Below are 21,458 nucleotides of genomic sequence, written 5' to 3' on the forward strand. Positions count from 1 at the left end.
GATACAAATTTTGTGTCATACCTGCGAAAGCAGGTGTCTAGATTCCCGCCTACGCGGGAATGACAATTTAGAATTGTTATGTTCTTTGTCACCTAATCCTATGGGCTTCACTATATATATCCCGCAAGTTCGATGTAACAAGTTAACCTCAAATATTGATGTAATAAATTAATAGTAGGCTCAAGTAATCATCCCTATTAGGGGTGATGTCACCGCCATTATGTCATCCCAGCGAAAGCTGGGATCTAAAATGTTTAAAGCACCATTTTTGTCTATTTCTTTAGATTCCTGCCTTCGCAGGAATGACATCGTTTCATCGTATATGTCCCTAGGCTATTAAACCGATGTCTTACATCAATACTTGAGGTAAGTTACATCAAACTTCCGGTTAATTTTAAGGCAATGCCTTAAAACTTGATCACGGCGTTCTAATATAGCATTAAGGTAAGAATTATTTAAAAAATCAGAACCTTTTGCTGCTGTAAAAATCTTTCTAAGAATAGGTAAGTCTAATTTTTTAAAAACAGCTTTTACCTGATCATCTAAAGTAACTAAAAAAAACTTCTCCATTGAATTCCACTTTTTTACCTTTCTCCGTGAGAAATTTTCTCATAGGTTCTATATGGTGTATTGTAGATGTTTTAAGCAATTTTGAGATATCAACTTTTTTCCATGTTTCTGGATGGTTAAATGGGGTGGCATATACAAAATGTATAGTTAATAAGGATGGTAGAATCACATAGAAGGGGGCTAATAATATTCTAGAAACTTGCATATAATTTTATTATTAGTTGATATTTTTTAATTCAAAATCTTTTTCTATTTTGTAGAGCTTCCTTGGCTATATCGAAGTCGCTAAATGGTAGTTTTTTATTACCGATTATTTGATAATTTTCGTGACCTTTGCCGGCAATTAGCAAAATATCATCTTCTTGTAAATTATTTATTGTTTCAGTAATTGCAATTTTTCTATTATTTATTTCTATATATCTATTAGTGATAGCTATAATACCTTGTATAATTTGCTGCCGTATGAATTTTGGGTCTTCATTCCTTGGATTATCGTCAGTGATAATAACTCTATCTGCAATTTTTGCAGCAACTTGTCCCATTAATGGTCTTTTGCCACTATCTCTATTACCCCCACAGCCAAAAATTACTTTTAATGAACCCCTATTTGAGTATATTTCTGATTTTATTTTTTTTAGTTCTAGCAAGCTTTTTTCTAAGGCATCTGGAGTGTGAGAGTAGTCAATAAAAATATTGCTATTAGCTACTCTCTCTAAACATCCTTTAACTGCTTTAATTTGTGGTAATTTCGATATAATTTGTTCAAAAGGAAAGCCAGTCAAATGCACCATCATAACGGCAATCAGCAAATTGGTTGCTTGAAAACTACCAACTATATCGGTAGTAAAATTATATTTCTGCCCGTTATAAGTACAAATTGTGCTGTCGATAATTTTCAGATCACCATTCATACCAACGGTTAAAAATTTTATATTACGTTCTTGTAAATAACTTTTGATATAATCTAATTGTTCTATTTCCGAGTTTAATACAGCAACTCCTGCCTGCGATAAATTATCTGTAAATAATTTTAGCTTGGCTAAAAGATAATTATCCATATTTTTATGATAGTCAAGATGATCTTGACTAAAACTAGTAAAGCAGGCAGCATCTACTTTTATACCATGTAATCTTTCTTGATCTAGACCATGGCTGGAAGCTTCAAAAGCTACATATCTTATATTATTCTCAGCTAGATTATGTAAAATATGTCTGAAAGTTACAGGATCAAGGGTAGTGAGGGCAGGGGAGTTATCTAAAATCTCTTGGATGGGTGTTAAATCGAAATTTTCAGGACATTCTATACCGATAGTACCAATAGAACAGCTGGATGCTCCTAGCAATGTGTATAGCTGTCTGCAATAGGATACTACCGAGGTTTTACCGTTAGTACCAGTAGCAGCTACCATATATTGTGGTAATAAAGGGTAGAGAATATTAGCAGCTTGGCTTAGTGCCACCCGTGCATCACTCACAAGCGTTATATGTACACCATTAGCGATAATGTTAGGGTTTTTCAAACTTTCAGCATCATCGGTAACAATGAATTTTACTCCTTTGTTTATTACATCATCAATAAACTTATTACCATCCGAACTTGCTCCTTTAATGGCGAAGAATAGACTAGTTGATTTAACTAGTCTAGAGTCGCAACATAAAGTTCTAGGCTCAATCTGAGAGGTAATTGTTAAATAGTCAAATAATTTTTGCAATTTAAATATAGCCTAATTAGTTTTTATGTGTATGTTTACCCATAGTACCCTACATTTTTTATATAACCACTATTAAAATGGCTGCTGATCATCTATTAGCGAGGAGTCGCTGAAAGCGGCGATGCGGCAATCTAGGATACGCGAAGCGTACTAGAAAAAACAGCTTCGCTGTTTACCTAGATCGCCACGGCATCTAAAGATGCCTCGCGATGACGATTATAGAAAAATGTAGGGTACTATGATGTTTACCACGTATATACTCAAATCATTTGAGTATATTATCGTCTACCAACTCTTGAAATCATAGCAGTATATAGTAGCCCATGTAAAGTTAGTAGATAATTTGTTAACAAGAAATTTAGGGTTTCTTATGCAAAAAAAAGATATATCAATTCTAATAGGTAATGCTCTAGATCATTTTGATACGGCTATTTATAGTTTTCTTGCTCCAATTTTATCAATGATCTTTTTTCCCAAAGATGATCCTATAGTTGCTTTAATCTTAACCTATAGTGTGCTAACAACTTCAATCATTACTAGACCAGTTGGCTCGATAATTTTCAGTATAATTGTCAAAAAACGAGGGGCAACTCTGGCTCTATCCTATTCATTAATAGGTGTTGCTATTACTACTATGTCAATAGGATTTATACCAACTTATCAAATGATTGGCTGGTTTTCACCATTGATGTTGCTCATTATTCGAATGATGTTAGCAATTTTTGGTGAAGGAGAACACTGTATTGCCAAATTACATATTGTAGAAAATAAGACGCAGATTCAAGGGGTGCAAGCATCTTATCTATACGAGTTATCAACAATGTTTGGCATTATTATTGCCTCTTTTGTAAGTAACCTTCTAATTAGTTCTAATTACCATGAATATTGGCGTTTATGTTTTATATTAGGAGGGAGTACAGGGATTGTAGGGGTTTATCTTAGACGTTATTCTAATACGTCTCAAAGAGCAATAGAACAGAAATACTCTACATCAAATGTGATATTGAATAATAAGTGCAATATTCTACGTGTATCTATAGTTAGCGGTTTTTCCTATATGACATATGTCATACCTTTTGTCGTGATGAATAGTTTTGTCCCTCTTATCACTCCTATATCTTTGGAGGCGATGATGAGTGTTAATACTATTTTATTAATCATAGATGCAGCAATGGTTCCATTAGTAGGGCATTTTATTAAAAAATATCGCCCTGCAAATGTAATGATCATCAGTACTAGCATTTTGTTTATTAGCATAGTACCGTTATGGTTATATATGACTGAGGCTTCTGTATGGTATATTAATTTTGTTCGTTTATGGATTATTACGTTAGGGGTAACTTTTGCATGTCCACTAAATTATTGGCTTAATAGCTTATTCCGTAGTTCAGATAAATATATGCTGGTCAGTATTGGTGATGCTTTAGGTACTTCAATATTTGGACGATGTACCCCTGCAGTGTGCATAGCTCTTTGGCATTTTACTGGCTCTTCTATAGCCATAGGAGTTTATATTGCAATGATTACTTTAGTTACCATATGGGCGGTGAAGAGTATACTCAAATGATTTAAAGAATTGGAGAAGTACTACTAAATAATAAATATCAATCTATTCTACAGTCTAGTTCTCTGAATACTCCTGTTTCTTTCCATAAGCTCTTATTTCCTATAACATAGATAACTTCTTTAGCACGTGTAACTGCTACATTTAAGATATTAGGAGATTTACCTGCCCATATCCGAGTTTTATTTTGGTTTGGTGCTTGAGCCCCTAATACTAGAATTACCGCTTCAGCTTCTCGTCCTTGTACAGTGTGTATTGTTCCAATTCGTTCATTAAGCCAAAGATTCGTATCCGTAGTTATCCAAGAATCTAAAACATAATGATCTTTTATAATTTTGCGTAAATTACCTGCAACAAGTTTAAAAGGGCTTACAATATATAGATTTGGGAATATCGAGGCACTCTTTAATTTATATAATAGTTCAACTACCTTTTTTCCTTCTTCTAGACACCATGTATCTAGTGCTTGACCTTGAACATCAAACCACATAGAAGGTCCAAGACAGTTACGTATTGGAGAATTGTTGGGGCTCTTTGCTTGTACCATTAAATTTTCGTAGGCAATTGCATTGGAAATACTAAACATAGGATCTGCACAACGCCTATGAACCAATAAAGGTACACCGACTAAACGACTTCCGTCTTTGGTATTAAATTCAGAAAAATATGAAGTTACAGAATCTGATAGGGTTTGAACTGATGCTTCTGGTGCATTAAAACGATTTGGGTCTACCAAAAATTGTTCACAGATACTTTTTGTTAAATTGTTAGGCAACGTAACCACTGGTTCTATCTGTAAAGGATCACCTGTAACTATAGCGCGTTTTGTTCTCATTATAGCTCCTACAGCAGCTTGCGGCAGAGCCTGTCCAGCTTCGTCAATAAGAAGCCATCCAAGAGAATTTGTAGGGAGATCTTTTAACATTCTTCCTATAGATGCAAAAGTTGTTGATACACTAGGTACTACAAGGAAAAAAGATGACCATAAATCTGGCAAAAGTTCTACGGTTTTTTTATCTATTTCACTAGAAGAGCCACCAAAATTTCTCATCAGAACTCCAAGATTGTGACGTAAAGGTTTTGCTGCTGCGTCTATAAAAGCTTTATGCAGCTTTATAGCAGAAATAAATACCTCATCGCGTAAGGATTGTGTTTGCGTGTCACACCATGGGGAAACTATATGCCTTTCTTCATGGGATTTTGAAAATAAATTATTATCAATAAAATGAGATCCAAGTTTGTTAGCAAATGTAGGTACAATTCTTTTTACATAATCAAAATGAACAAGTTTTTGGCTTTCTTTATGGGCAATCCTTTGCCCTTCTTTTTGCCAAGCACGAAATGAAGGAGTATTTAGAATACGCCAAATAACATGTGGTTTTGATTTATAATGTTCTAATAAAAGCTCTTCTAACGTTCGCCCCTGTTCTGATCCACTTTCTAGATTTGCTAAATCTTGAACTAGATTTTTTATTTCTTGTAATTCAGAGAGTCTAGTTTGGCTTGCTTGTAATACATGTTTAAAATCTGTACTGGCTTGTCTCCAACGTTTTAAAGCATCACTGTGATTATGTGGGGGATCACTTTCTTCAATAATTCTCGGTTTTCTACGTTCAAGGATTTTGCCGGTTTTTGGATCTTTAATTTCAAATATCTGTGGCATTCCGCTTGCTTCTGCTAAATATGTTAAAAACCCAAAATCATTATTCCACCAAAAATTTTTACTAAAATTATTACAATTAGCAATATTTCCAAGTACTGCTGAAATCAAACCCCAACTTTTGCATCCAAATACTAAATCAGATAGAACTGTAAAATAACGCAAATCATTCGCATCGTTTGCAATAGCTTTTAAACTAGGTAACTCAGCACTAATATTTTCAACAGCCTTATTGTTAGAGGATGCAATTAATATTTCAAAACCTTTTAGACTCTTATCTAATTTATAGAGATTTAACCAACTCTGTCCCGTTTTTATTTTGTGTCCTGAATCGGTAAAAGCTTTTTCAGGATCAGCAAACTTCAGTAACGCTTCTGCTCGCTCTGTGACTAATTTTGCAACAATATCACGTAATAAAGTTGTTTTTCCTGTTCCTGGTGGTCCATTAATTGCAAGAATTCCACTGTCTTTTAGTTCAGTCATGGATAAATTAACTACAGCCTGTTGAAGTAATACTAAAGGATGTCGTCCTAATCCAGGCCATCTTGCTGTAGGAATGTTTTGTAAAACAGAAGGATCTAGGATATTATAACGCTTTAATGGGATATTCACACCTAAATACTGCAAGAGGTTTGTTTGAACATTTGGCTTTTGAATTAAATTACTAGCTTTAATTAGATCATTTAGGTAAAAGCTGTTAAGTAGTAAAGTTTTAGTAGGGGTATCTTTTTTACTTGATTCATAACTTTTGATAGCAAATTGTTTATTTATTAGCATTTCTGCTGGTATCTCAAAAGTATTAGTAAGGTAATTATGAGCCTCATCTATTACTATTTTATTCAAAGGAAGCGTTTGACCATTTTTATCTCTTTTACACAAGATTGTTTCAAGAGCTATTTCGGTATTTTTTTCAGTTGATGACCATTTACCTAAGTTTTTAAGATTTCCTTTTAAAGCTTGAGGAGCACCCCATGCAAAACTTGAAATATTAACAGAACTATCGTTTTTAATAAGATGGCCATATTGATCTACAATAATTACACCCATAATGGCTTCCCCTGATACATATTTTGCTTCTACATTTGTGTCACCATATTTTTTAGTTAGAGCGGAAAATACATTCTTAAGATTAATTGAACCTATTATTATTTGATAGAATAATTGGAGATAAGAAGGCAATTTTTCGCCGCCATTCTCCCAAGGTAGTATATTATCTAATAAAACAACTAATTCTTTATTTCCTCCTACTAGGTCTTCTGGTTTATTAAATGATTGAGGCGTTAATATTTCCAAGACAGTCCAAGCTGATAAAACGTCACATGCTTCTTGTGTAGTTAATTTTTTCATTTTATTAGCAATTTAATGTTCTAAGAAGTTTGCCCTTTAAGCATGCATTTTAAGAGAGTATATTGCAACTCGTGTAAAATAATAATTATTATAAAGTTTGGTTGAAAAACTTTATAATTATTCCTTATGATTGTAACTTAATAGTCTCATACCACAATATTTACTATTTTTGAGGGTATTATGATAATCTTTCCTTTTTGCCAAAGTTCTCCTGTAATATAATTATAAATCAAAGGTTTGCTGGTAAATTTCATTTGCTGGTAAACCTATAGCAGTTATATCAAATTTAAGAGATGGAGTTACTTTGCTTTCTGCATTGTGGATTCTAAAGTTGATGCTATAACCACGGTTAAATACGATGGTTTTTGAATATTGACCACCATTCTTATTGCTTATTGCATTAATACATGTTGGGTGCTTTGTACGTTTGATAGATAAGGTGTTATTTAAATTAAACCCTTGTACAATAACCCGTTTTTTTCCTTCTCTAATGATTTTGTAAAAATCAAAACGTCCAACGATAAAAGATATAATTGTCTTGCAAAGTTCAATCTCTTTTATCTCGCTGATGGCACACACTCTACTTATTTCATTGCTCCACGCATCCAATATCGGTCAATAAAAGCGAGATGGTTTATTAATAACATCCCTCCATAATGCAGTTCCATTAGAATCGTTTTTAATTTTAGCTAACTCATCAAAGATTGTTGTGACAATGAGCCAATATTCATCACTACAGCCAGAGTCATCAATACTCCATTCTTTAATAAAGTTAACTGTTCTTGATAACCTTGGGTGTTTTAAGGCTTTGTGATTATTTTTACAAGATATGCCGAATGTTTTGCCATTTATTGTTATCAACACATCTCGTACATCACCCTGCTTACCTGCAGTATCACTATTAAATGAAATTAATCCATTGTTACCGGATTCAAAGAAGACCTTTTCTTTCAACATAATATGTTTGATGGCGATAGTAGCTGCATTCAGGAAATCAGATTTGTCCCTATCTGCTATTTCATAAAATGCTTTCTCATTAATTTCTGAATAGGCATTTTCTTCAATTGACATATTTGTTTGTAATTTAAGTACTAAGCCTACCGCCCACTCAAAAGCTCTGCCATTATTTGTTTGCGTAGCCATTTATACCCCCAAGTCCTTTCTAATTGATTTGGCTACCCAGTACGCCAAATTTACTGGTACAGCATTACCAATCATTTTATAGCCGTTTCTGATATTGGTATAAATGAACTCATAATCATCTGGAAACGTCTGAATTCGTGCACATTCTCGGACTGTTAATCTTCGATATTTGTTTTCATGACCAGGAGCGAATTTTCTTAACTCTTGTCCATCAACTTTTATCATTTTAGGAGCTTGTGGATGGAATGGAATATGTCTATCTGTTGCCAAAATAGTAAATGATTGTTCATCCCAACCTCGCACCCGATTTCTCGACATAAAAATTGGGGAATAGCCTGAATCAATTAGCTCATGATTTTTAACTTCTCTAGTTGTTCCAACTTTTAGATTAGCTAGGTCACCTATCACTTGTTTTAAAGTGGTTTTGCTTCCCAAAGGTTTAGGAAATTCAAATTTTTTGTTCAAAGATTTGTGATAACCAATTATAAAAACTCGCTCGCGATCTTGGGCTACACCGTAGTCACTTGCTTTTAACAACTTCCAACTAACCTCATAGTCTTCTTTTTTGAACATATCTATGATATTCATAAAGGATTCAATATTTCTTGAATGGATTATTCCATGAACATTTTCTGCAACACAAAACTTTGGCTGTACATGCCTAATAACCCTGATATATTCGTGGAATAATTGACCTCTTAAGTCATCAAGTCCACGCTTGGCACCAGCTTCTGACCATGATTGACATGGCGGTCCACCAATAACACCTGTTGCACCAAGTGGAATATCTTCATCTGGAATATCCAAAATAGAACGCCCATCAAACTTTGATTCAGGAAAGTAGTTTTGATAAGAAGGGGCAATTGTTTTATCATACTCGTTTGCCCAAATTGTCTTGAACCCAGCTTTTTCAAAACCAATATCCATACCACCTGCACCGGCAAATAATGAAATAAGAGTAATGTTTGAGGCAGATTCTTTTTGTTTTGCTGTTTTAACTGTAGTATTTTTATTGACATTGTCTTTCATCCTTATTCACACCACAATATTTACTATTTTTGAGGGTATTATGATAATTCTTTTGGGTTCTTTACCGCTTAGGTATTTTTGCACCTCGGGTAATTGCATTACTGTGTTCTGAATTTCAATATTGCTCGCCACAACAGCGAATTCATGCGTAGCTCTCAGCCTACCATTAACTTGGATGGTCATAGTATAAGATTCTAGTTCTAAAAATGATTCGTTGAAAGAAGACCAAGGGGTTTGATATAATCTTTGCTTTTTACCTAATTTTTGCCAAATTTCCTCTGTAATATGTGGAATAAATGGGTTAAGTAATATAATCAAGATGCTGAAACCCTCTTTAATGCTATCAATATCAGCTTCCTTGTCCTTAGATATTTCATCTGACAACGCATTAAATAGTTCCCGCATCCTTGCTATGGCTTTATTTATCTTAAACTCCCTTATCTCGCTGGTAACATGCTTAATAGTGTGATGAGTAAGCTTTGTTAGTTTATTCAGTCTATTTCTAGGAGTTTCTGTTATTTCACTATTAATTAGTACTTCAGCCATATTTTCTAACTTACTAATAAAACGGCTGCACCCTTCAAGACCATTTGCTGACCATTCACAATCTTTCTCCGGTGGGCTATCAGAGAGTACAAATAGCCGGATAGCATCTGCACTATGGTTTGCTAATATTGATTCTAAATCCACGACATTCTTTTTGGATTTACTCATTTTTTCTATTCGTCCTTGAAATACTTCTTCTCCTGTATTTTTATGAACCCATTTATTAGATTGTTTTGTTACCTCATTTGGGTACAACCAATTATTATTGGCATCTTTATAAGTAGCATGTAATACCATACCTTGAGTCAGCAAACTAGTAAAGGGTTCACGAATATTAAGATAGCCTTGTTCGTTCATTACTTTAGTGAAAAACCTTGCATAAAGAAGATGCATTACTGCATGTTCAATTCCACCAATATACTGATCAACAGGTAACCAATAATCACAGGCTTGTTTGTCAGTCATATCTTTTGCATCTACATTACAATAGCGGGTGAAATACCAAGAAGACTCAAAAAATGTATCTAACGTGTCAGTTTCACGAATAGCTGGTTTCTGACATTTTGGACAATTAGTATGTTTCCAAGTAGGGTGTGAATCAAGAGGATTGCCATGCCCATCAAATGTAACATCGTTTGGTAGGGTTATTGGTAATTGTTCTTTAGGTACTGGTGTGATCCCACAAGTCAAACAATGGATTATTGGAATAGGACAGCCCCAATATCTTTGTCTAGACACCCCCCAGTCCTTCAAGCGGTAGTTAATGGTACGTTTGCCTAAACCACGTTTCTCAAGTTCTTCTATAGATTTTTGCTTGGCATCTTGGACAGCAAGACCATTCAGAAAGTCTGAATTGATCATGATGCCATCACCTGTATAAGCACCTAAGCATACGTCTATTTGAATATCCTCATTAATTACTACCTGCTTTATTGGTAATGCCATTTGTTTGGCTAATTCATGATCTCTTTCATCATGTGCTGGGCATCCAAAGACCGCTCCAGTACCGTAATCCATTAGTACGAAATTTGTTATTATAACAGGGATAGTAATGCTAGGATCAAATGGATGAATGGCCAAAAGGTTAGTACATACCCCTTCTTTTTCAGCTTTATCTACGACAACATTAGTGTCTAATTGCGAACATTTTTCAATAAAAGATATTATAGCATCATTTTTATCTACTAATTGCCCAATTATTGGGTGGTTATAGGCTATCGCAACAAAGCTTGCTCCAAAGATAGTTTCTGGTCTAGTAGAAAACACTTCTATCGCACTGTCATTCGAGCTGAGGCGGGAATCTAGATCCTCGCCTTCGTGAGGATGACATAAGGAGGAGCGTATTTTAAAACTAAAATTTACTCCTTCTGATTTGCCTATCCATTTCTCCTGCATAGATTTAACAGAATCAGGCCAAGAGTCCAGTTTTGCAATTTCATTTAACAGTTCTTCAGCGTAATTAGTGATTTTTAAAAACCATTGTTTTAGCTGTCGTTTTTCAACTAAAGCACCCGAACGCCATCCACGACCATCTACTACTTGTTCGTTAGCTAAAACAGTGTTATCTACAGGATCCCAATTGACTAAAGATTCTTTTTGGTATGCTAAACCTCTCTCATAAAGTTCTAAAAAGAATTTCTGTTCATGCTTATAATAATCCGGATTACAAGTTGTTATTTCTCTCGACCAATCATATGAAAAACCAATTAATTTTAGCTGATCTCGCATAGTTGCGATATTTGAGTAAGTCCAGTCCTTAGGGTTAGAGTTATTATTGATGGCAGCATTCTCTGCTGGCAAGCCGAAAGCATCCCAACCCATAGGGTGTAATACGTTATAGCCCTGTGATTTCATAAAACGAGCTATGCAATCTCCGATAGAATAGTTACGTAAATGTCCAACATGAATCTTCCCAGAAGGGTAGGGTAACATTTCAAGTACGTAATATTTAGGCTTGTCGCTATCGTTTGTTACAGCAAAAGCTTTTTCCTCAAGCCAAATTTTTTGCCATTTCTTTTCAATATCTCTCATAAATTTGTATTGTAAACTATCCTTATTGTAGCAAGTATATCATTCTTTTCTTTCAGCACTAATATATAATTCTCTAGATTTTCTTAAAATTTTATCTTCTATGCTATTAGCTAGGTCCGAAGTAGTATGATTGTCTAGCCAATTACCATTTTTAAGTGTTTGTTCAAATATTTTTACTTGGATGGCATCCGGGCTAATAACGTTATCTTTAATAAAAATATTTATTTTAAATCGAAAATTTGTTTGTCCTTTTGGACTATACCATTCAGTAATAATGACCCCGCCGGCTGAATCGGTTGAAGCAAGAGGCACAAAACTTAAAGTTTCTATAGAAGCTTGCCATAAATATTTATTAACGTTACAGCCTACAGTTTTGGTAGATTCATTTTTGATTCTACTTGGTCTAAACACCAAACCTTCTCCTCCAACTATCGACCCCATTTCATCCATATTTCTTTCTTGCACAGTTTTGGGATAGTCTCCATTCTTTGCAATTGTAGAAGTTGGAAAAAGAAATAAAGCTAACATTATGCCAATAATAGTTTGTTTTAAGTGTGTTTTCATAAATGATTTTATTTTTTTACTATTTACCCCAATTCGGGATAAGAATTAACTAATTCTTATCCCGAATTCGTGTTATACCATTTCCCATTATTAACTACGCTAATACTACAGTTGTAGTTACTACCCAGAGCTGTCATTCCCGCACAGGTAGCGGAATCTAAAAAAATAGCCTAAAAGACTATTAAACATTATTAGATCCCAGCTTTCGCTGGGATGACATCGTTTTGACATTAGTACTACAACTGTAGCACTAAATAGCGTAGTTAATAATGGGAAATGGTATTATTTCAAGTAGTTTAGCTTCAGTGTACCATAAGAACCATGTGATGTAAAGGATAGCCCCGTTCTTTAATTAACAAAATAAATATAATATAGTTGTAAAAGAATAAAGGATACGATAATTTAAATCTCTATAAGAAAATGTAGAATATCCATCTTCTAATAGAAGTTATTAAACATAAATGGTAAAAAATGAAAAACTTGTTATTTTTAATCTGTTTGTATTCCACTATTGCTATAGCCAGTGAATCTAAGTTTTATCCTAATAAGCTTAATTGTTGTAAGATCACTAAGAGTGCAATGAATGATTACGAACCGGAAGAATTCCAATTATCCAATAACTTACTTAGAAAGACAGGACAACAAGCAGTCTATCGTGGTATAAAAATTATAGTAAAGGGTAGATTATTAGACCAAGATTGCGTTCCAGTAGCAGATGCAAAAATATATTTATGGCAGGTTGGAAGTGACGGAAAATATCCATACATACCACTTCGTACTCGTATCAATAAAAAAATGCTAAACCTTGTAAGTAAATCAAGTTTTACCGGATCTGGCATCGCTACTACTAATAATAAAGGGGAATTTTATTTTATTACTATATATCCTAGTGGAGTTTCGCGTGAAACGCCTAATGTAAACATTAGAGTCGGTCACCTATATCTTGGACAGCTACAAACAAAGCTATATTTATCTAATTCAAGGGCTAATTTAGAAAATTGCGGAGAAGTTAGTCATGCTTTGTCCACTGCACTAGATGGCATTAAAACGTATGAATTTGATGTAGTAATGCCGGGACGAACTTTCAAAAGATATTAATGTTTTGAGTGTTCACACCCTCCGCAACAATCTTCTGCAACTGGATTTTCTGAAGGTGGGTTTTCTAATGGTTTTTTTAATCCACAAGAAGTTAAGATTAAGCAGCTTAATAATATTAGAGATAAAAAAATATTGTTTTTCATGATGATAAATAAATTAATTGGAAATATATTTGTTATTTATATGCATATTAGAAAATATAGTAAACGATTTTTTTTAATTGTAACATATTTGTTGATCAGCACTAATAGTTTTGCATTAGATCAGATCAAATCAGGTGTTAAAATGCTTGATTTATCTAGTGTTCCTGATACGGTGGTTTTCTTTGATGATAAAGGAGAAAAATATTCTCTTGATAATTTTGAAGGAAAAACGATATTATTGGTATTTTGGGCAACATGGTGTGCATCTTGTATTAAAGAAATGCCGGATTTAGATGTATTGCAAAAAGATTTTAGAAAGCTGCCATTTGCGATAATTCCTGTATCACAAGACTACCAAGGAATAGAAATTATCCAAAAATATTATAAAGATTATGATATAAGATATCTGCCAATTTACCATGATTTTAAGAATCAACTATTTAAAGCTTTTTCAATAGTTGGTCTACCAACTGCTATTCTAATTAATCCAGATGGAAAAATGTTAGTAAGTTTTGTTGGTACTATTAATTGGTATGATGAAGAAATTCGCAATATTATTTTGTCAAATATTCCTGGAAACCACCCAGAACCTAAAAATAGTTATCGGGAACAAACGCTTAATCAACCGGTTAATAAACAGTTAAAGTCTGAAGAGCAGGAAAACAAAGATGAAAAACCAAAAATACAACAGAATAATGAGGAAAATAATGCTTCTAAAAACGATAATAAGGAGTAACTAATGCACATAGAACATAATAAAAGTTCAATTGCTGAGGCAAAATTTGATCAGGTAATTGCTAAACGTCAAATAGGTAAGTTAGAACAATTACTTTCATTACTACCTGGAATAGGTTCTAAGGCATCAAAGCCGGTAATTGCTGTTCTTCGACTTAGTGGGATTATAGGTAAAGTAAGTTCAGTAAAATCAGGACTCAGCATTGAGTCACTAAATGAGTTAATTGACAAAGCTTTTGAGATCAAAAATCTTAAAGCTTTATGTTTAACTATCAATTCTCCAGGTGGTTCACCTGTACAATCTGAACTGATTAGCAAACGTATAAGATCATTAGCTGGGGAAAAGAAAATACCAATTTATAGTTTTGTAGAAGATGTAGCGGCATCTGGTGGATATTGGCTTGCTTGCATTGGTGACCAAATATATGCATCTAAGAGTTCAATTATTGGTAGTATAGGGGTGGTTTCGGCTGGTTTTGGTTTTCCTGTTGCTATTAATAAGCTTGGAGTAGAAAGGAGGGTTTATGCAGAAGGTAAAAATAAATCTATTCTCGATCCATTTCAACCAGTGCAAGAGGAGGATATTGAAATTATTAAGCATATACAAAAACAGATTCACGGGCATTTTATAGATTATGTTAAAGAGCGTCGTATTGGTAAGTTAACACAAGAAGATGATATTTTATTTAATGGAGCATTTTGGTCTGGGGAAACTGCTGTTGATTTTGGTTTAATTGATGGTATAGATGATATGTATAGTTTCATAAAACAGAAATATGGTGATGTAACTATTAAATATATATCTGCTAAACAATCGTGGCTTAAGAAGAGGGTTGGTATAGTAAGGCAAGATTTCGTGCAAGAATTTTCTGATACATTGATTGAATCGGTAGAGAATAAGATTAGTTATGATAGGTTTAATATACGGTAATGGGAATATACTCGGTGAACTTCAAGAATTGGCGTCGTCGTGTCAAAGATCTGTGCTGCTCACGTACTAATGTACGCTCCGCTGCTCGACTTTGACACTCCTAGCTCTTCTTGAAGTTGACCTTCGTCTACCCAACTCTTGAAATCATAGCAGTATACCAGCGTGGATCAAAACCGCCAACATAAGTAATGGTACTTAACAAGGGCAAAAACGATGTCATATATGGACGAAGTCCATGCAATCATCCTTGCATCGATGTCATCCTCGCGTAGGCGAGGATCTAAAAAAATAGCCTAGAAGACTATTTAAACCTTTTTAGATCCCAGCCTACGCTGGGATGACATAAGAGGAAATAGGTATGATTGCATGGACTTTGTCCATATATGACATACTAATTCAACTTACAATAATATATTATGAATTTTATCGATGAAGCTAAAATATACTTAAAAGCCGGTAATGGTGGTGATGGGGCGATTAGTTTCCATCGAGAAAAATATATTGATATGGGTGGACCTGATGGTGGCGATGGTGGTCGTGGTGGTAGCATTATTTTTAAGTGCAATTCTCATCTTAATACTTTAGTAAATTTTAGATATAAACTGCATTTTAAAGCAGAAAATGGTGAGAATGGTAAAGGCTCAAACCGTAGTGGTAAGTCTAAACCTGCTTTACTCCTAGAAGTACCAGTAGGAACACAAATATTCTCAGAACATGGCGATGTTCTACTATATGATTTCACTTCCGATGAACAAACTTTTGAAATTCTTAAGGGAGGCAAAGGCGGGCTTGGTAATAGCCATTTTAAGTCATCTACCAATCAAGCTCCGCGACGTAGGACTGAAGGTGTTGTGGGAGAAGAGATGTGGGTAAATTTACAACTCAAACTACTTTCAGATGTTGGTCTTATAGGTCTACCTAATGCAGGGAAATCGACTTTCCTTGCAGCCACGACATCAGCAAAACCTAAAATTGCTGATTATCCATTTACCACACTAAGCCCTAATCTTGGTGTGGTTTATGTAGATGATGAAGAATTTGTGATAGCTGATATCCCAGGTTTAATAGAAGGGGCTCACTTAGGACATGGACTCGGTGATAAATTCCTAAAACATATTGAGAGATGTAATTTATTGATTCATTTGATATCAGCAACAAGTGATAATTTGATTGCTGATTATAGAACTATTAGGAACGAGCTTGAATCATATTCGAGCTTATTAAAAAATAAGCTCGAAATAATTTGTTTGAATAAGTGCGATGTTTTGTTAGAAGAAGAAATTAAAGATAAAATTACAGAATTGCAAAAAATTACTAGTGAGGAAATTTTTGTAGTGTCTAGCTATACAAGAACTGGATTAAATAGGGTAATTAAAAAAGCTCTTGAAAACGTAAAAAACACAAATCAAAGGTTTGCATGATTGATTATATATAACCTCGAGTATCGATGTAATAAATTAATAGTAGGCTCAGTATCATAGCCATTAGGGGTGATGTCATCAACTATGATTTTTAAAAAATTAAAAAAAAGTTTAAAATAAAAAACCAAATTGGTTTAGAGAAATAACAAAAAATCTCTAGCTTAACATTCACAGTAAACCACGACTTGATAAAAATTTAAATAAATATAGGTTTAAATTTTTATCAAGTCTTTGCCGATTTTAAATAATAATCTCTAACCCTTGCATTAGCAATGACAATAATTTTATGCATTAAAGCAGTAATGGCAACTATAGGCTTTTTACCTCTAGCAATTAGCTCTCTATAATATTCACCTAACTTGCTCTTTGATTTAGCTGCTGCCATTGCTGCAGTAAATAATTTGGTTCGTACATTTTGTCTACCACCACTAACTGAACGATACCCTTTATATTGTCCACTATCCTTAGGATGTGGGGCTACTCCGACTAAACTAGCTATTTGCCTCCGATCAACCTTACCAATCTCTGGTAAAAATGCTAATAAAACTTTACTAACAACCTTACCAATACCGGTTACTGTCTCCAATACCTCAAGCTGTTCTACAGTCTTTTCATCGGTTGTTAACTCGGCTATCTCTTCTTCTAATTTCTTTATAGCTTTGGATAAACATAACAATAAATCTTCTATACTATCTTTTATCATATCATTATTAGGTCCTGCCATCCTATTTTTCTCTTGAGTCTGCAATTTTACTAAATCATCACGACGAGATAAAAATATTTTTAGCTTGCTCATCTTTTGATCAGGTTTTTGTTGTAAAGATAATTCCTTATGCCTTTCTTGTCCATATTTTACTAAAGCTTGAGCATCTACAGAATCAGTTTTAGCACGAGTACCAAGTGATCTTATAAAGTACTTTACTTTTTGGGCATGTGCTCTATGAACAGCACATTTTTTGCTTAATAAAAAATTTACTAATTCAGTTTCATATCCACCTGTAGTCTCTAATACTATTAGGGAGTCAGTCAAAAAACTTTTATATTGCTTAAAAAATTCCTTAAATCCAATAGTGTTATTAGAAAAAGTCATAATTTTATTATTATTAGATATTGCTACTGCAAAAGTTGATTTTGCTATATCAATACCAATAAAATTGTTATATAATTTATCCGTTGGGGTCATAAAATCCTCGACATATTTACGATTGTAAGCGGGCGTTTCAGCCCAATGAACTATTTAAACGTTCGAGCTTATTAAGTAAGTGGTCTCTTGATGACAATGTTTGTATAAACTCACCCCTGACGAGCACCACTTACTTTTTTCATTATATCATAGTTTTATCTTACAACCCCTGCCGCCATTATGCCATCCCTACTTGCCATTATGTATCCCTGATTCTCTTTATGTCATTCCCGCGTAGGCGGGAATCTAGAATGTCTAAAGCACCCTTCCTGTTTATTTCTTTAGATCCCTGCCTACGCAGGGGTTGTTCGATCGTATATGTCATCCCTGCTTCGGTGCGGGATCTAAAAAATAGTCAAGAAAAAACTATTAGACTTTTTTAGATCCTGCTACCTTCGCAGGGGTGACATCCTAAGGGGCAGGGATAACACCCCTAGGCTATTAAACTGATGTTTTACATCGAATTGAGATTAAATAGAAACCTTCACAACCTAAAAATTAAGTTGAATATAAACTATTAACAAGCTAATATGAAGGTGCTAAAATTAGATAAAATAAAATGATTAATATTACTTTTCCAGATAGAACGCAAAAACAATTTGAAAAAAATATTACGGGATTGGAGATAGCCAGTAAAATCTCTACTTCTCTAGCAAAAGATGCCTTGGTTATTGAAATAAATAATGAACTAAAGGACTTAAGTTTACCTATAGAATCTGATTGTAATGTAAGGATTCTGACCCATAAAGATCCTGAATGTTTAGAGATAATACGTCATGATGCCGCTCATATAATAGCAGAGGCAGCTAAAGAATTATTCCCAGATATCCAAGTTACCATAGGCCCTGCTATTGAAAATGGCTTTTTTTATGATTTTGCTAAGGATAAACCTTTTTCATCTGAGGATTTGCTTAAGATAGAAGCAAAGATGCATGAGATTGTCAAAAGAAATGAAAAAATTACTAGAGAAGTATGGAATCGTGATAAAGCCATAGAATTTTTTAAATCAATTGGTGAGCATTATAAAGCCGAGATAATCTCGGAAATTCCGGCAAGTGAGGAGATTACATTATATCGGCAAGGTAATTTTATTGATCTTTGCCGTGGTCCGCATGCTCCGTCAACTGGTTTCATCAAACATTTTAAATTAATGAAAGTGGCTGGGGCGTATTGGCGTGGTGATAGTAAAAATCCTATGCTACAAAGAATATATGGGACAGCTTGGGCAACAAAAGAACAGTTAGACAATTACCTTTATATGATTGAAGAGGCAGAAAAGCGTGATCACAGAAAATTAGGTCGAGAGCTTGGATTGTTTCACTTTCAGGAAGAAGCTCAAGGTATGGTATTTTGGCATGATAAAGGTTGGAGTATATATCGCATTATCGAGCAATATATCAGAAATAAAATCAGAAAAACTGGATATATCGAGGTAAAAACTCCTGTGCTTGTCGATAAAAGCCTGTGGGAAGCTTCTGGTCACTGGGAAAAATTTAGGGAAGATATGTTTGCTCTAAATCTCGCTGATGATAAAACACTAGCTATGAAGCCAATGAACTGCCCATGTCATGTGCAAATTTTTAAACAAGGTATCAAGAGTTACCGAGACTTACCGTTACGTATGTCTGAATTTGGTTTATGTCATAGAAACGAAGCATCTGGTGCATTGCATGGTCTGATGAGAGTGAAGGCTTTTCGGCAAGATGATGCACATATTTTTTGTACTGAGGAACAAATTAATAGTGAGACAGTAAAATTTTGTAGCCTCTTAACCGAGGTTTATAAAGATTTTGGTTTTTCTGATATTAAAATTAAATTCTCAGATCGTCCTAAAATACGGGCTGGCAGCGATGAAGTTTGGGATAAAGCAGAAAATGCTCTAAAAGAAGCCGGTTATTCTTACATATTAAATTCGGGTGATGGTGCTTTTTATGGACCAAAACTAGACTTTTGTCTTAAAGATTCAATAGGTAGAGAATGGCAGTGCGGCACTCTGCAAGTTGATTTTGTTTTACCGGAACGTCTTGACGCTCATTATATTACTGTAAGCGGTGAGAAAAAAAGACCAGTAATGTTGCATAGAGCTGTAATTGGTTCTTTTGAACGGTTTATTGGCATATTAATTGAAGAATATGCTGGACGTTTTCCTTTATGGTTAGCCCCTGTACAGGTGGCTATTGCCACCATTACAAGTGACTTAAATGACTATGCACTGGAAGTACACAAATTGTTGATTAGTGAAGGAATACGGTCAGATGTCGATATTTCACCTGAAAAGATTAATTATAAAATACGTTGTTTTTCTAATAATAAAGTACCTATAATAGCTGTTGTTGGTAAACAAGAACTGGCAAATAATACTGTGACTATAAGACAACTAGGATCAAATGAGCAGGAAATTATTTCTCTACAAAATCTAGTAAAGCTTGTAAAAGATCAGAATACCCGCTATTTAACGTAAGTAGGAGAAGGAAGGCAATTTAAAAAAGCATAAACCTAGTACTACAGTTGTAGTACTAACCTCAGTTTGATGTAAGACATCGGTTTAATAGCCTAGGGTGTTATCCCTGCGAAGGTAGGAATCTAAAAAAAGTAGATCGAGGTACTGTTGAGTATTTTTAGACCCCTGCTTTCGCAGGGGTTGTAAGATAAAACTATGATATAATGAAAAAAGTAAGTGGCACTCGTCAGGGGTGAGTTTATACAAACATTGTCATCAAGAGACCACTTACTTAATAAGCTCGAACGTTTAAATAGTTCATTGGGCTGAAACGCCCGCTTACAATCGTAAATATGTCGAGGATTTTATGACCCCAACGGATAAATTATATAACAATTTTATTGGTATTGATATAGCAAAATCAACTTTTGCAGTAGCAATATCTAATAATAATAAAATTATGACTTTTTCTAATAACACTATTGGATTTAAGGAATTTTTTAAGCAATATAAAAGTTTTTTGACTGACTCCCTAATAGTATTAGAGACTACAGGTGGATATGAAACTGAATTAGTAAATTTTTTATTAAGCAAAAAATGTGCTGTTCATAGAGCACATGCCCAAAAAGTAAAGTACTTTATAAGATCACTTGGTACTCGTGCTAAAACTGATTCTGTAGATGCTCAAGCTTTAGTAAAATATGGACAAGAAAGGCATAAGGAATTATCTTTACAACAAAAACCTGATCAAAAGATGAGCAAGCTAAAAATATTTTTATCTCGTCGTGATGATTTAGTAAAATTGCAGACTCAAGAGAAAAATAGGATGGCAGGACCTAATAATGATATGATAAAAGATAGTATAGAAGATTTATTGTTATGTTTATCCAAAGCTATAAAGAAATTAGAAGAAGAGATAGCCGAGTTAACAACCGATGAAAAGACTGTAGAACAGCTTGAGGTATTGGAGACAGTAACCGGTATTGGTAAGGTTGTTAGTAAAGTTTTATTAGCATTTTTACCAGAGATTGGTAAGGTTGATCGGAGGCAAATAGCTAGTTTAGTCGGAGTAGCCCCACATCCTAAGGATAGTGGACAATATAAAGGGTATCGTTCAGTTAGTGGTGGTAGACAAAATGTACGAACCAAATTATTTACTGCAGCAATGGCAGCAGCTAAATCAAAGAGCAAGTTAGGTGAATATTATAGAGAGCTAATTGCTAGAGGTAAAAAGCCTATAGTTGCCATTACTGCTTTAATGCATAAAATTATTGTCATTGCTAATGCAAGGGTTAGAGATTATTATTTAAAATCGGCAAAGACTTGATAAAAATTTAAACC

The 21,458-nt window shown here is 34.1% G+C and carries 14 protein-coding genes and 1 pseudogene; 7 read left to right on the plus strand and 8 right to left on the minus strand.

Going from position 1 to position 21,458, the window contains the following annotated elements; all coding sequences use genetic code 11:
• Positions 1-354: 354 nt before the first annotated feature.
• Both AAGD29_RS01370 and AAGD29_RS01375 read right to left on the minus strand, forming a co-directional pair.
• Positions 355-570 carry a hypothetical protein gene (locus AAGD29_RS01370; RefSeq protein WP_341758226.1) on the minus strand — a complete coding sequence of 72 codons (216 nt, stop codon included), beginning with the start codon at positions 568-570 and terminating at the stop codon, positions 355-357.
• A gap of 236 nt (positions 571-806) precedes the next feature.
• A complete protein-coding gene (locus AAGD29_RS01375; RefSeq protein WP_341758816.1) occupies positions 807-2,255 on the minus strand; it encodes a UDP-N-acetylmuramoyl-L-alanyl-D-glutamate--2,6-diaminopimelate ligase in 1,449 nt (482 codons plus the stop codon).
• A 397-nt stretch (positions 2,256-2,652) separates the two neighbouring features.
• Here AAGD29_RS01375 and AAGD29_RS01380 point away from each other — a divergent pair, with 397 nt between their 5' ends.
• Positions 2,653-3,849, plus strand: coding sequence for an MFS transporter (locus AAGD29_RS01380; protein ID WP_341758227.1), 1,197 nt, complete (start codon positions 2,653-2,655; stop codon positions 3,847-3,849).
• A gap of 37 nt (positions 3,850-3,886) precedes the next feature.
• On the opposite strand, the gene AAGD29_RS01385 is transcribed toward AAGD29_RS01380, so the two are convergent.
• The 5 genes and pseudogenes from AAGD29_RS01385 to AAGD29_RS01405 form a co-directional block, all read right to left on the minus strand.
• Entirely contained in the window at positions 3,887-6,853 is a 2,967-nt protein-coding gene (locus tag AAGD29_RS01385; protein ID WP_341758228.1) for a DEAD/DEAH box helicase, read from the minus strand.
• Between the two features lie 222 nt (positions 6,854-7,075).
• Positions 7,076-7,996: pseudogene (locus AAGD29_RS01390) on the minus strand (HaeIII family restriction endonuclease).
• Positions 7,997-9,025 (minus strand): DNA cytosine methyltransferase, encoded by a 1,029-nt coding sequence (locus AAGD29_RS01395; protein ID WP_341758229.1) that lies wholly within the window; start codon positions 9,023-9,025, stop codon positions 7,997-7,999.
• A 6-nt stretch (positions 9,026-9,031) separates the two neighbouring features.
• Positions 9,032-11,602 carry a leucine--tRNA ligase gene (gene leuS / locus AAGD29_RS01400; RefSeq protein WP_341758230.1) on the minus strand — a complete coding sequence of 857 codons (2,571 nt, stop codon included), beginning with the start codon at positions 11,600-11,602 and terminating at the stop codon, positions 9,032-9,034.
• 39 nt (positions 11,603-11,641) lie between these two features.
• Entirely contained in the window at positions 11,642-12,166 is a 525-nt protein-coding gene (locus AAGD29_RS01405; protein WP_410521163.1) for a DUF3576 domain-containing protein, read from the minus strand.
• 471 nt (positions 12,167-12,637) lie between these two features.
• On the opposite strand from AAGD29_RS01405, the gene AAGD29_RS01410 reads away from it, so the two are divergent.
• From AAGD29_RS01410 to obgE, 4 genes are all read left to right on the plus strand, one after another.
• Positions 12,638-13,264 carry a dioxygenase gene (locus AAGD29_RS01410; protein ID WP_341758231.1) on the plus strand — a complete coding sequence of 209 codons (627 nt, stop codon included), beginning with the start codon at positions 12,638-12,640 and terminating at the stop codon, positions 13,262-13,264.
• A gap of 183 nt (positions 13,265-13,447) precedes the next feature.
• Complete coding sequence (locus AAGD29_RS01415; protein ID WP_341758818.1) at positions 13,448-14,143, plus strand: TlpA disulfide reductase family protein; 696 nt, start codon at positions 13,448-13,450, stop codon at positions 14,141-14,143.
• 3 nt (positions 14,144-14,146) lie between these two features.
• Positions 14,147-15,073, plus strand: a complete 927-nt coding sequence (locus tag AAGD29_RS01420; RefSeq protein ID WP_341758232.1) for a S49 family peptidase — start codon at positions 14,147-14,149, stop codon at positions 15,071-15,073.
• A gap of 416 nt (positions 15,074-15,489) precedes the next feature.
• Positions 15,490-16,494: a GTPase ObgE gene (gene obgE, locus AAGD29_RS01425; protein WP_341758233.1), complete on the plus strand. Its 1,005-nt coding sequence runs from the start codon at positions 15,490-15,492 to the stop codon at positions 16,492-16,494.
• 223 nt (positions 16,495-16,717) lie between these two features.
• On the opposite strand, the gene AAGD29_RS01430 is transcribed toward obgE, so the two are convergent.
• Positions 16,718-17,677 (minus strand): IS110 family transposase, encoded by a 960-nt coding sequence (locus AAGD29_RS01430; protein ID WP_341758234.1) that lies wholly within the window; start codon positions 17,675-17,677, stop codon positions 16,718-16,720.
• 559 nt (positions 17,678-18,236) lie between these two features.
• On the opposite strand from AAGD29_RS01430, the gene thrS reads away from it, so the two are divergent.
• Together thrS and AAGD29_RS01440 are read left to right on the plus strand one after the other, a co-directional pair.
• Positions 18,237-20,138 (plus strand): threonine--tRNA ligase, encoded by a 1,902-nt coding sequence (gene thrS, locus AAGD29_RS01435; protein WP_341758235.1) that lies wholly within the window; start codon positions 18,237-18,239, stop codon positions 20,136-20,138.
• 346 nt (positions 20,139-20,484) lie between these two features.
• A complete protein-coding gene (locus tag AAGD29_RS01440) occupies positions 20,485-21,444 on the plus strand; it encodes an IS110 family transposase (protein WP_341758234.1) in 960 nt (319 codons plus the stop codon).
• The last annotated feature ends 14 nt before the right edge of the window (positions 21,445-21,458 follow it).

Origin of the sequence: Candidatus Tisiphia endosymbiont of Ditula angustiorana (assembly GCF_964026425.1) — a bacterium.
Classification (GTDB): Bacteria; Pseudomonadota; Alphaproteobacteria; order Rickettsiales; family Rickettsiaceae; genus Tisiphia.